Raw genomic sequence first — 11912 nt, forward strand, 5'->3', positions numbered from 1 at the left:
CTATGGGTTTTTTAAATAGTTCTTTGCTATACTCCCCCAGTAAAAGCAGAGATAGACAAAAGGAACCTCTTCAGGTTCTTTTTGTTTTGGAAATTATGTTATAATATATGTGAATTAACATGGAAGGATGATATATTTGATTAATGCAGTATTATTTGATCTGGATGGAACACTAATTGACACCAATGAGCTTATTGTTCAGTCCTTTAAATATACTTTTAAAAAACATCTAAATATCGATATTTCTAAAGATGAAATAGTGAAGTTCTTTGGAGAACCACTACATACTACCCTTGCGCGATACGATGAAAAAAATGCTGACAGGCTTTTGAAGGACTATAGAGAATATAACGAAAGTATTCATGATTCCATGATAAAGGGAATAGAGGGGGCAGAGGAAGTACTAAAGGAATTAAAGAATAGAGGTATAAAACTTGGTATTGTAACCTCAAAAAGAAGGACTTTGGCCGAGAGGGGACTTAATATATTCAATCTCCTGGGATTGATGGATGTTGTAATTACACCGGAGGATACATTAAAGCACAAACCTGAAGGTGAGCCGGCGGTTAAGGCATGTAAGCTTTTAGGCGTATCCCCAGAGGAAGCACTAATGGTGGGTGACAGCCCAGTTGATATATTGTGCGGAAAAAATGCAGGAACTAAAACCTGCTTTGTAAAATATAGCGCAGTACCATTTAAAGACGTGGTGTATACTAACCCGGATTATGTAATCGTGAAATTAAGGGATCTTTTGGATATTGTAGAGGACAGCACCTCCCACAGGTTTGATGGAGCGAGCGCCTGATTATTAAAAGTCAAAACTGGCACAGAAACTACAATAATATTCGTATATATACGAACATTATTGTAGTTTATTTTTTACGATTCGATAATAATACGAACATTTTTGATAAAATTAATGAAAATATATTGACCAATATGTTTTTCTATGATACTATAATCATGTAATTTTAATGAAACCACGCCATCCATATAATCCTGATAATATGGTTCAGGAGTATCTACGGGGGAGCCGCAAACTCTCCGGCTATGGGTGAGCCCAGGTTGGGAGCATGCTAATATTATATATTCTAGCAATTATTCCACCTCCGGGTTTGCCTGTATGGATTCCGGCGATGGAATTTTAATTTTAAGGAGGATGTACAATGGATATTACTCAGCCAGGAGTAAAAAAATCGAGCAGATCCTTTGTGGACAGACTATTTAAATTATCAGAGAACGGTACAAATGTTAAAACTGAAGTTATGGCCGGTATCACGACCTTTGTTACAATGGCATATATAATATTTGTAAATCCATCAATTCTCGCTCAAGCAGGGATGGATAAGGGTGCTGTATTCGTAGCAACAATACTTGCAGCAACAATCGCAACGTTTATAATGGGATTTGTTGCCAACGTACCATTTGCCCAGGCGCCCGGTATGGGCCTCAATGCTTTCTTCACATTTACAGTAGTGCTTGGCCTCGGATATACCTGGCAGCAGGCTTTAGCTATGGTATTTATATGCGGTATCATAAATATAATAATCACCGTAACTAAAATAAGAAAGATGATAATACATGCAATACCAGCTTCCCTACAATATGCAATAAGCGGTGGAATTGGACTTTTCATAGCATATATTGGAATAAAGGAAGCCCATTTCCTTCAATTCACTGGAGAAGCAGCAAATAAAGTTGTTTCCCTTGGCGAAGGGGGAATATTTAGTGATATTATTCCTGCAATTGTTAACTTTAGAGATCCGGTTTCACAGCTTGCACTTATAGGTCTAATAATTACAGTAGTTCTTATGGTTCTCAGGGTTAGAAGTGCAATACTCCTTGGTATAGTTCTTACAACAATAATTGGAATATTCTTTAACGTAACTCGTGTTCCTGGACTTTCAAGTATAAGCTTTGCGGTACCAAGCCTTGAACCAACGTTATTTAAACTTGATTTTGGCGGACTGTTTGCTAATGGGCAGAAGATGTTTATAGCATTAACGACAATATTTGCTTTTTCACTTACGGATACCTTCGATACAATTGGAACTTTCCTCGGAACAGGTAGAAAATCAGGGATATTTGATGAAAAAGATGAAAAATCAGTGGATAATGGAAATGGATTTTCATCAAAGCTTGAAAGGGCGTTATTTGCAGATGCAACTGCGACTTCAATAGGTGCGCTTCTTGGAACAAGCAACACTACGACTTATGTTGAAAGTGCTGCAGGTATAAGCCTGGGAGGAAGGACTGGGCTTACTTCTGTGGTAGTTGGTATATTATTCTTACTCAGTCTGTTTATCGCTCCATTTGCAGGAATGGTTCCAGCAGCAGCTACAGCGCCGGCTCTTATAGTTGTCGGTATATTAATGGCTGACGGACTTTCCAAGATAGATTGGTCAGATATTGAAACTTCAATTCCTGCATTCCTTACAGTAGCGCTTATGCCATTCACATACAGCATTGCAAACGGCATAGCAGCAGGATTAATATTCTATCCAGCAATAAAGCTAATAACAGGAAAGCGTAAGGAAATTCATCCCATAATATATATTTTTGCAGTATTGTTTATTTTAAGATTTGTGCTTCTGCCTAACTAATGGCAGCTTCAAAAATTTAATATACGCACCGTGGGAGTTATATAGCAGAAAGGAGTGTGTTTCAATCGGGAACACACTCCTTTGTTGTTAGGCTAAAATTGGAAAACACTCTGCTAAAAATATATGATATAATATACGAAAAGTTCTACTAAACACTATACTTTTCATATATCCACCTGAATCTGGGGTTATACAGCGCCTTCAGAAAAATAAAACGAAAGGAAGTGTGGGATATGAATAAGCAGGATATATTGAATATGAAACCGGGCAGGGAGTTTAACCTGCTCATTAGCCAGAAGGTTCTTGGAATTACACCTGATGAAAGGAAAGATGACAACATCTTAAGGGATTTTTCCTCTGACCCGTCAATAATCATGACAATCATCAACAAGCTTGCAGAAAGGAATTTTAAATACACTATAACTAACATAAACAAATATGAGCACAGCTGCATTTTTGACAGTATGAAAAGTCACAAACGCTATATAGCCCATGCGGACAACCTTATAGAGGCTGTATGTAAGGCAGCCCTTTTGGCTGTGTTTGGTGAAGAGGAATATGAGAAGAAGATAAGAGCCCAGGAACAATAGTTAATGTTAAGTACCGGAGCCTTTTATGTGGTTTCCGGTATCTTTATGGATTTATATGTAACTTTATGGTGAATATATCATATCATATAAAAAACAGGTTAAAAATACATTAAAGAGAAGGTTTTTTCCTGGGAGAACAAATTTTGGATTCTCATTATAAGGGGGAAGGGGAATATGAAGGTTGATAAGGATGAGCTGTTGATTTCTCTTATAGAGATTTTTTATAAGTTTATAATTTACCCTCCAGACAGTCTTTCAAGGGATTATATAGAGGGATACAGAAAGGGCATGCTGGATATAATTGAAGCTGTAAACAGTTACAGGGGGGAATAAACTGCCCTGCTTCCGTCGGGGCAGTTTTTATCTTTCTTTTTTATTGATTAAAATAGTTGTAAAATAGTTTTGGAATGTATTTTACGGTATTCGGGAGGAATTGTGATGAAAAAGGTTGCTGTAATATTTAACGGTGGAACCATATCAATGAAGGTTGACCCAAGAATTCAAGCAGCTGTTCCAACGTTGACTGGAGAAGAAATAATGTCTATGGTAACTGGTATAGAAAGGTATGCTCAAATTGAATCATATACCTTTTCAAGCCTTCCCGGGCCTCATATGACTCCAAAAATGATGCTTGAGCTTTCTGGATACATAGATAAAATTCTTGATAGAGAGGATATATCAGGTGCTGTAGTAACACATGGGACGGATACCCTTGAGGAAACGGCATATTTCCTTGACCTGACTATAAAAAGCAATAAGCCTGTTGTTATGACGGGTGCAATGAGAAACAGCTCAGAGCTTGGCTATGATGGGCCTGCTAATCTTGCAGCATCCATCTGTACAGCAATTTCAGATGAATCTATAGGAAGAGGGGTTATGGTGTGTTTTAATGATGAGCTGTATTATGCAAGCGAGGTTACAAAGGCTAATTCTATGAGCCTTGATGCCTTCCATTCACCTAACTTTGGCCCAATAGGAATAGTTGATAACAATAGGGTTTTATTCTACAGGAACAGCATAAAGAGACAACATTTTGACATAGATGATATTGAAACAAGGGTTGACCTTATAAAGTGTGCTGCAGGTATGGATTCAAAGTTTATTGATTTTTCATTAAGCCAGGGGGTAAAGGGAATTGTAATAGAGGGTACTGGAAGAGGCAATATACCTCCTGGTATGGTGGATGGCGTAGGAAGGGCAATAGCAAGGGGGGTTCCTGTAGTCATAGTTTCAAGATGCTATCAGGGAAGGGTTCTTGACTCCTATGGATACCATGGAGGAGGTAAAGAACTTACAAATATGGGCGTAATACTTGGAGATACACTTCCGGGACAAAAGGCAAGAATTAAGCTTATGGTTGCACTGAGCAAAACCAGCGATATGAAGGAAATAAAGGAGATATTTGAAATGGGGCTATATTAAAGGAAGCCCCTTTTCAATTTGGTGTAACCTTTTTTCTTGCGAGGGTTTCTACCGTTTCAAGGGGCGTGTCAGGATCCTCTGGAACAGTAGATATCTCGTATGTGTTTTCAAGATCTATCCTTCCCTTTGGGGCCTCAGGCCATAGAAGTGCGTTGTATGTTTGCTCTATTATAGGGTAATCCATTCCCTCAGGTTGATATATATCTATTTTTTTATGGTTTTCAGTTGGATCAATAGGCCTATCGTTTTCATTATATATTGACATATTTTCACTTCCTTCGCTACTTTTATTTATAATATGTGCTTATTTACCGGGAAATATTTATATTCAACATTGTATAAAGGCAAAGCTGCTTATGAAAAAAACTTTAATAAAAAATTCTCTGAATTTATGCTATAATTTATACAATAGGGAGTGATTATACATGAAAGCCGATGAAGTAGCAAGGGTTTTACAGGTCTATATGCTTCAAAACCTGTATTCAAATTCAAATAACACCCAAACATCTTTAATGTTTGAGCTTGTGCTTCAAAGTATGTTAAACGACAATAATAACGTCTATACCAATGATTTATCAAATAAACAAAATACTCAAACCGCACAGATTGAAAACAGCAAAATAGATGGGAATAATTTTGATAAAGTGAAATCAGAAGATATATCAAAGGCCATTGACTATGCTTCAAATAAATACGGCGTTGAAAGGGAGCTTATAAAGGCTGTTATAGCTCAGGAATCAGGTTTTAATCCGACGGCCCTTTCAAAGGCAGGGGCCATGGGTCTTATGCAGCTCATGCCCGGGACTGCAAAATCCCTTGGAGTTGAAAATCCCTTCGATGTGCTTGAAAACATAGATGGAGGAACCAGGTATCTTAAAAATCTTTTAAATGCCTTCAGCGGCAGCAAGGAGTTGGCTCTTGCCGCATACAATGGAGGTATTGGAAGGATGAAAAGACTTGGAGTTGATACTGCTCAGGAAATAAATAAAATGCCTGAGGAAACTAAAAACTACGTAGACAGAGTTATGAGAAACTACCAAAGATTTCTGGGATTATGATATTATGCTCTATTGAGGGGGAAACGATATGAAGGAATATGGTCTTGTACTTGCTGGGGGCGGCGCTAAGGGAGGATATGAGATCGGGGTATGGAAGGCGCTGAGGGAGCTGAACATATCGATAAAAGCCGTTGCAGGAACTTCTGTTGGTGCATTAAATGGAGCTATTATTGCACAGGATGACTTCGATACTGCGTATAAGTTATGGACGAGCATCAGTATAGAAAACGTTATAAAGCTTGAAAAGGAAGTTGCCGTTGTTAATGAAAATAGAAAGAAATCCATGGGGCTTTTAACTGCAATAAAAAATGCTATAACTGCGGGAGGGCTTGATATTACTCCCTTAAAGGAGATGCTTTTAGAAATAATAGATGAAGATAGGATAAGAAATTCCCCCGTTGACCTTGGGATAGTTACATTTTCCCTTAGTGATTTTAAACCTTTAAAACTGTTTAAAAAGGATATTCCAGAGGGAAAGCTTGTTGATTATCTTCTTGCAAGTGCATGTTTTCCGGCCTTTAAACCCCATGAGATAGATAATAAAAGGTTTATCGATGGAGGAGTATATGATAATGTGCCAATATCCTTGATGCTTGAGAAAGGAATAAAGGATATAATTTCAGTTGATATATCGGGGCCGGGGATAAGTAGAAAAGTTGATAAGAAAGGTTTAAACCTTATAGAGATAAAGGCCTCGGAGGACCTTGGAGGAACGCTTGATTTTAATGGTGAAAGATCAAAAGCTAATATTGAACTTGGATATTATGATACCTTAAAGGCCTTCGGAAAGCTTAAAGGAAGCAGATATTTCATATTTCCAAATGAGGATTTTAATGAAGCAAAGGAGCTTTATATTAAAAACCTTGGTATTGAAGATTTTAAGAAGATGTTTGCCTTCCTCGGCATGGATTTGGGAGGGAAATCCAGTGTAAATAATAAGTTTATATTGGACAGAATAATGAGAACCATTCGTCAGTATGCAGATAATAGGTTAACCGGTGATACGGTTTTCCCTGCCATGGCGGAAATTACAGCAGAGCAGCTTGGAATCGAGAGGAAAAGGGTGTATACGTTAAGTGAGCTTATTGATGAGATAATGAAGGAATATGAGAATATAAAAAACAGTAGGGACTTTAAGGAGTACATGCAGGGGCTTACACGCCTTATGATCAGCAGAAATCAGCTTGAGTTTGACAGGGAGCTTAAAAAGACGCTTATTGAGGGAAAGTTTATAATATCCTATGAACCTTATCTTAATGAGACCGACGAGAAGCTAAAGAGGTTTAGAAGGTTCATAGCAGTGGCATTCCCCAAGATTTCAATTGCAAACATGTTTTTATCACTTGTGTTGTCGAAGAAGAATTAGGTTTTTAATGGCAACCAGTTCACATTTCACATTTTAGAACCTAAATGTGAAATGTGAACTGGTTGCAACTATATTGGTGATAAAATTTTAGACCTTCCATCTCTAGCCCCTGCAAATTCAATTTACCTATTTAGCTCCCTAAAGTATTTGGACATGGTTACATTGGATGTTTGGCATTTTATAAAAAGTGTAATTTTCTCTTACTTAATGTATACTATGTATATATATTCTAAGCATATGGAGGGCTGCACATGGCGAGAGAGAGACTGGATAAGGTACTTGCGAATATGGGGTATGGAACCAGGAAGGAAGTAAAGAAGCTTGTAAAGGATGAAGGGGTTACTGTAAATGGTGTGCTGATTAGGGATTCATCCATGCACGTAGACCCTGAAAAGGATGTTATAGTGGTTTCGGGGGAGGAGCTTTTCTATAGAAAGTACATATATTTGATGATGAATAAGCCCCAGGGGGTTATATCTGCAACCGAGGATGATTATGATGAAACGGTAGTTGACCTTTTGGAGCCTGAGCACTCATTATTTAAGCCGGCACCGGTTGGAAGGCTTGATAAGGATACGGAGGGTCTTTTACTTCTTACAAACGATGGAGAGCTTAATCATATGCTGTTGTCCCCAAGGAGGCATGTTCCAAAGAAGTACTATGCCAGAATACATGGGAAGGTTACTGAGGATGACGTTAAGAAATTCCAGCGAGGTGTGATTTTGGACGATGGTTATAGGACGATGCCCTCAGAGCTTATTATATTAAACTCAGATGAGATTTCTGAAATAGAAGTAGTTTTATATGAAGGCAAATATCATCAGGTTAAGAGGATGTTCGAGGCCGTTGGCAAAAAGGTTGTATATCTAAAAAGGATAGAAATAGGCCCCCTCAAGCTCGATGAAAGCCTGCTTCCAGGTGAATACAGGGAGCTTACGGATGATGAGATAGATATGCTTAAAAGGGCAGTAGCAAAATAGTTCCCAGGCTATGGCCTGAGAACTATTTTGTTGCCATCAATTTCAACTCTGTCTCCAGTACCCAGCTTAACAGGCAGAAATAGGGAATTTACCTCTAAAAGCCTGTTGTCATCTGTAAGTATAGTTGTTATATCCTCTTCCATTTTTATAACTACACCCGTCATATTTACCCCATCATTTCATTGTATTTACTTCGGGATTGTGTTTCGTCCCTGCGGGCATTAGATTGAATGATTGATATGGAAGTGTTTATTACCCTTCCATCAGGAAGTTTGATTAATATATCTTTTTTGTCCTGATTTTCAAATCCCTTTTCCATAGTAAGACCTCCCTACATTAATCCGTTGTGCTGGTTCAAACTTCTTTGCTAAGCGTGCTGGTGAATGAAATATATTTTTTATCGCAGCGCCTATCTGTAAATTTATCCAGCACAACGAGTTAAATTATGTATATTGTATGCAGAAAAATAATAAATATGATATTTATGTCCATATTTAGCTAAAGGAACAATCTTTTTAAGTTATCTTTATCTATGGCAAAAAAGTTGTTATATGTTATAATGTAATTGGCATTATTTATGAGTTTAATTCGTATTCCTTGCTATTTAGGCAATAGTTAGCCGTAGTTTATGCTCCTAAAGATTTAGAATGTTTGAGGTGATACAGTGAGGGAGTATGAGTCCAAATTAAAAAGTGAGGAAATGGACTTTTTATTTAAAGCCATGATGACCCTTGAAACGCTGGAGGATTACTACAGATTTTTTGAGGACATATGCACAATAAACGAGATTAAAGCCATAGCTCAGAGGCTTCAGGTTGCAAAAATGCTCAAGGAGAAAAGGACCTACATAGACATCGCAGATGCCACAGGAGCAAGCACAGCAACCATAAGCCGCGTAAATAGATGCCTTCTCTATGGAAGTGATGGGTATAACAGGGTGTTTGAAAGGCTGGAGGCCTTAGAGGAGAAGAACAAAACTGAAAATGAAAAATAAAATGCAGGATTTTTCCTGCATTTTATTTTTTTTGAGTGGATTTTTTGAATGATTGATAATATAATAAAATTAGAATATATGAACAAATATTCATATAATAAATAAAGTATTCTGATATGATAATATGACGCAGGAAGGCAGATTTTTTTATAGAATGGAGGGGATGGCATGGAAAAGAATATGGCCAAATCATACAACAAAACCCTGTTTCTTAAGGGGCTTGGATGAGTCAACTGTGCTTCCAAAATGGAGGGAAGTATAAGGCGCCTGGATGGCGTTAAAAATGCAAAAATAGATTTCGCATCAGGAAGGCTGACAATTGAAATAGAGGACAGAGGAAGAGTACGTCAAATTACTGAGGAAGCTGAAAAAATAATAAAGGGGATAGAGAGCCATGTAGAGGTTATCGATGAACGTAAAATAAAAGGACATATGGATGCGCGGGAGGAAAAGGCAGAAGAAGGCGGAGTAAGGAAGGAAGTTATAAGGCTTGTGGCTGGTTCAGTCCTGCTCATTATACCAACAATATTTAAATTTAATTTCTACCTGGAGTTTGCAATGTTTTTCATAAGCTATCTTCTGGTTGGATGTGAAGTCCTAACCAAGGCGGTAAGAAATATCGCAAGGGGAGAGGTTTTCGACGAGAACTTCCTTATGACCATTGCAACCATAGGCGCCTTTGTAATAGGGGAGTTCCCGGAGGGTGTTGCGGTTATGCTCTTTTACCAGATAGGTGAAATGTTCCAGGATATGGCTGTTAATCGCTCAAGGAAGTCAATTTCAGCCCTTATGGACATAAGGCCTGATTATGCAAATTTGAAGCTTGGAGATGATGTGGAAAGGGTTTCACCCGAGGAGGTTGAGGCAGGGGATATAATACTTGTAAAGCCCGGTGAAAGGATACCCCTTGATGGCGTTGTGATAGATGGTAAATCTATGGTAGATACATCAGCCCTTACGGGAGAATCTCTTCCAAGGGAAGTTATAGAAGGGGACGAGGTACTTGGAGGCTTTATAAACAAGAATGGAGCTTTAACTGTAAGAGTAACGAAGGAATTCGGGGAATCCACGGTATCTAAAATACTTGACCTCGTTCAAAATGCAAGCAGCAGAAAGGCAAAGACGGAAAACTTTATAACAAAGTTTGCAAGGTACTATACTCCTGCAGTCGTGTTTACTGCCCTTGTCCTTGCAGCGATTCCGCCCATTGTTTTACCTGGAGCGAGATTTTCCGACTGGTTCTATAGAGCTTTAATATTTCTTGTAATTTCCTGCCCCTGTGCCCTTGTGGTATCAATACCTCTGGGATTCTTTGGGGGTATCGGAGGGGCATCAAGGAACGGAATACTTGTTAAGGGAAGCAACTATCTTGAGGCCCTAAACTATGTAGACACTGTAGTATTTGATAAAACCGGTACCCTTACAAAGGGAGTTTTCAATGTTACTGAGGTAAATCCCGCTGATGGTATAGGAAAGGATGAACTCTTAAGGTTTGCAGCCCTTTGTGAGTCACACTCAAACCATCCAATAGCACTATCCATATTAAAGGCATATGGTGAGGAAATAAACAAAGAGGATATAGAAAGTTATGAGGAGATTCCAGGGTACGGAATAAAGGTTTTTGCAGGAGGCAGGGAGATACTTGCCGGAAATGCAAAGCTTATGAAGATGAAAAATATATCATTTGAGGAAGTAGATGCAGCAGGTACAATAGTTAACGTAGCTGTGGATGGGAAATACGCAGGACATATAATAATATCCGATGAAATTAAAGAGGATTCGGAAAGGGCTATAAGATCACTTAAGGCTTTAGGAGTTAAACGAACCGTCATGCTGACGGGGGATGTTAAATCCGTTGGAGAAAAGGTCGCCTCAGGGCTTGGAATAGACGAAGTATTTGCAGAGCTTTTGCCCCATGAGAAGGTTGAGAGGGTTGAGGAACTTTCAAAAAAGGAGGGCGTAAAGGGTAAAATAGCCTTCGTTGGTGATGGAATAAACGACGCCCCTGTACTTGCAAGGGCGGATGTAGGTATTGCGATGGGAGGCCTTGGCTCAGATGCAGCAATTGAGGCGGCGGATGTTGTAATTATGACCGATGAGCCTTCAAAGGTTGCAGGCGCCATAGGAATTGCAAGGAGGACGAGAAGAATCGTATGGCAGAACATTATATTTGCCCTTGGAGTAAAACTTTTCGTGCTTCTTTTAGGTGCCCTTGGAATGGCTTCAATGTGGGCAGCGGTATTTGCAGATGTAGGCGTGGCGCTGATTGCTGTGCTTAATGCCATGAGAGTTTTGAATGTGAGGGATGTGTAGATAATTTGTGCATTATTTCCATTTGACAAATAATTAGATAGTTTGTTTCATATGTTCTGCTGTAGGAGTAATTACTCCTACAGCAGAATTTTTATTTTTATGCTAAAATTTAATTATAGACAATAATAACAAAATTGTTAATATATGGGCGATAAAAATTATTAAGGAGGATTATAAAGAGAACAATAGTTAAAAAATTAGTATTTATACTATTAATCTGTTCCTTAATATTGACTTATGGGTGTTCTAATGATTTGCAAAAAGCTGAAGAATACTTTATTCAAGGAAAGTATAAGGAGGCTGTTGATATCTATAATAGGGTACCCCCAGATAAACTCTCTTTTAATAATCTTTTGAATAAGGCAAAATCGGAGGCAGCAATTTCTAATTATGAGGAAGGAATACTAACTCTTAAAGCAGCGGAAAAGAAATCTATCGATGATAATCAATTATCTGTTGTTTATTATAACCTTCTACTGTTTCATTATATAATTCTTATTTTCGCTTGGAAAATATTAAGAAGTGCCTAGAAGTTTTAAATAATTTTATTGATACCAAAGGAGAATCACCAAAATATTGGTGCTTC

The 11912-nt window shown here is 38.2% G+C and carries 13 protein-coding genes, 1 pseudogene and 1 riboswitch; of the genes and pseudogenes, 11 read left to right on the plus strand and 3 right to left on the minus strand.

From position 1 onward, the window contains the following. The first annotated feature begins 136 nt into the window (after positions 1-136). From ppaX to EDD71_RS07865, 5 genes are all read left to right on the plus strand, one after another. Positions 137-805, plus strand: a complete 669-nt coding sequence (gene ppaX / locus EDD71_RS07850; protein ID WP_133628195.1) for a pyrophosphatase PpaX — start codon at positions 137-139, stop codon at positions 803-805. Between the two features lie 164 nt (positions 806-969). Next, positions 970-1071, plus strand: a riboswitch (purine riboswitch). A 95-nt stretch (positions 1072-1166) separates the two neighbouring features. Next, positions 1167-2603 carry an NCS2 family permease gene (locus EDD71_RS07855; protein WP_133628196.1) on the plus strand — a complete coding sequence of 479 codons (1437 nt, stop codon included), beginning with the start codon at positions 1167-1169 and terminating at the stop codon, positions 2601-2603. A gap of 233 nt (positions 2604-2836) precedes the next feature. Then, on the plus strand, positions 2837-3193 hold the full coding sequence (locus EDD71_RS07860; protein WP_133628197.1) for a hypothetical protein: 357 nt from the start codon (positions 2837-2839) through the stop codon (positions 3191-3193). A 174-nt stretch (positions 3194-3367) separates the two neighbouring features. After that, positions 3368-3526 (plus strand): hypothetical protein, encoded by a 159-nt coding sequence (locus EDD71_RS15280; protein ID WP_166636394.1) that lies wholly within the window; start codon positions 3368-3370, stop codon positions 3524-3526. A 105-nt stretch (positions 3527-3631) separates the two neighbouring features. Then, complete coding sequence (locus EDD71_RS07865) at positions 3632-4615, plus strand: asparaginase (RefSeq protein ID WP_133628198.1); 984 nt, start codon at positions 3632-3634, stop codon at positions 4613-4615. Positions 4616-4628: 13 nt separating this feature from the next. On the opposite strand, the gene EDD71_RS07870 is transcribed toward EDD71_RS07865, so the two are convergent. Then, on the minus strand, positions 4629-4880 hold the full coding sequence (locus EDD71_RS07870) for a hypothetical protein (RefSeq protein WP_133628199.1): 252 nt from the start codon (positions 4878-4880) through the stop codon (positions 4629-4631). Between the two features lie 160 nt (positions 4881-5040). Here EDD71_RS07870 and EDD71_RS07875 point away from each other — a divergent pair, with 160 nt between their 5' ends. The 3 genes from EDD71_RS07875 to EDD71_RS07885 all read left to right on the plus strand — a co-directional run bounded on the left by EDD71_RS07875 (position 5041) and on the right by EDD71_RS07885 (position 8019). Further along, positions 5041-5673: a lytic transglycosylase domain-containing protein gene (locus tag EDD71_RS07875; protein ID WP_133628200.1), complete on the plus strand. Its 633-nt coding sequence runs from the start codon at positions 5041-5043 to the stop codon at positions 5671-5673. A 28-nt stretch (positions 5674-5701) separates the two neighbouring features. Next, the gene (locus EDD71_RS07880; protein ID WP_133628201.1) at positions 5702-7039 is read left to right on the plus strand and encodes a patatin-like phospholipase family protein; all 1338 of its coding nucleotides are present in this window, start codon (positions 5702-5704) and stop codon (positions 7037-7039) included. 251 nt (positions 7040-7290) lie between these two features. Next, positions 7291-8019, plus strand: coding sequence for a pseudouridine synthase (locus EDD71_RS07885; RefSeq protein ID WP_133628202.1), 729 nt, complete (start codon positions 7291-7293; stop codon positions 8017-8019). 8 nt (positions 8020-8027) lie between these two features. Here EDD71_RS07885 and EDD71_RS15285 read toward each other — a convergent pair whose 3' ends face one another. Both EDD71_RS15285 and EDD71_RS15290 read right to left on the minus strand, forming a co-directional pair. After that, complete coding sequence (locus tag EDD71_RS15285) at positions 8028-8183, minus strand: hypothetical protein (protein ID WP_166636395.1); 156 nt, start codon at positions 8181-8183, stop codon at positions 8028-8030. Between the two features lie 2 nt (positions 8184-8185). After that, the gene (locus EDD71_RS15290) at positions 8186-8338 is read right to left on the minus strand and encodes a hypothetical protein (RefSeq protein ID WP_166636396.1); all 153 of its coding nucleotides are present in this window, start codon (positions 8336-8338) and stop codon (positions 8186-8188) included. A 345-nt stretch (positions 8339-8683) separates the two neighbouring features. Between EDD71_RS15290 and EDD71_RS07890 the strand changes: the two genes are divergently transcribed. From EDD71_RS07890 to EDD71_RS07900, 3 genes and pseudogenes are all read left to right on the plus strand, one after another. Further along, positions 8684-9013 carry a YerC/YecD family TrpR-related protein gene (locus EDD71_RS07890; RefSeq protein ID WP_133628203.1) on the plus strand — a complete coding sequence of 110 codons (330 nt, stop codon included), beginning with the start codon at positions 8684-8686 and terminating at the stop codon, positions 9011-9013. Positions 9014-9193: 180 nt separating this feature from the next. Continuing rightward, positions 9194-11326: pseudogene (locus tag EDD71_RS07895) on the plus strand (heavy metal translocating P-type ATPase). Between the two features lie 254 nt (positions 11327-11580). Next, on the plus strand, positions 11581-11856 hold the full coding sequence (locus EDD71_RS07900; RefSeq protein ID WP_133628204.1) for a hypothetical protein: 276 nt from the start codon (positions 11581-11583) through the stop codon (positions 11854-11856). Positions 11857-11912 lie beyond the last annotated feature (56 nt).

Origin of the sequence: Fonticella tunisiensis, assembly GCF_004364155.1 — a bacterium.
Classification (GTDB): Bacteria; Bacillota; Clostridia; order Clostridiales; family Caloramatoraceae; genus Fonticella; species Fonticella tunisiensis.

Excerpts from the sequence above, each read along its gene's own strand:
- EDD71_RS07855 (WP_133628196.1), top strand. The coding sequence starts at position 1,167 with ATGGATATTACTCAGCCAGGAGTAAAAAAATCGAGCAGATCCTTTGTG.
- EDD71_RS07860 (WP_133628197.1), top strand. The coding sequence starts at position 2,837 with ATGAATAAGCAGGATATATTGAATATGAAACCGGGCAGGGAGTTTAAC.
- EDD71_RS15280 (WP_166636394.1), top strand. The coding sequence starts at position 3,368 with ATGAAGGTTGATAAGGATGAGCTGTTGATTTCTCTTATAGAGATTTTT.
- EDD71_RS07865 (WP_133628198.1), top strand. The coding sequence starts at position 3,632 with ATGAAAAAGGTTGCTGTAATATTTAACGGTGGAACCATATCAATGAAG.
- EDD71_RS07870 (WP_133628199.1), bottom strand. The coding sequence starts at position 4,880 with ATGTCAATATATAATGAAAACGATAGGCCTATTGATCCAACTGAAAAC.
- EDD71_RS07875 (WP_133628200.1), top strand. The coding sequence starts at position 5,041 with ATGAAAGCCGATGAAGTAGCAAGGGTTTTACAGGTCTATATGCTTCAA.
- EDD71_RS07880 (WP_133628201.1), top strand. The coding sequence starts at position 5,702 with ATGAAGGAATATGGTCTTGTACTTGCTGGGGGCGGCGCTAAGGGAGGA.
- EDD71_RS07885 (WP_133628202.1), top strand. The coding sequence starts at position 7,291 with ATGGCGAGAGAGAGACTGGATAAGGTACTTGCGAATATGGGGTATGGA.
- EDD71_RS15285 (WP_166636395.1), bottom strand. The coding sequence starts at position 8,183 with ATGACGGGTGTAGTTATAAAAATGGAAGAGGATATAACAACTATACTT.
- EDD71_RS15290 (WP_166636396.1), bottom strand. The coding sequence starts at position 8,338 with ATGGAAAAGGGATTTGAAAATCAGGACAAAAAAGATATATTAATCAAA.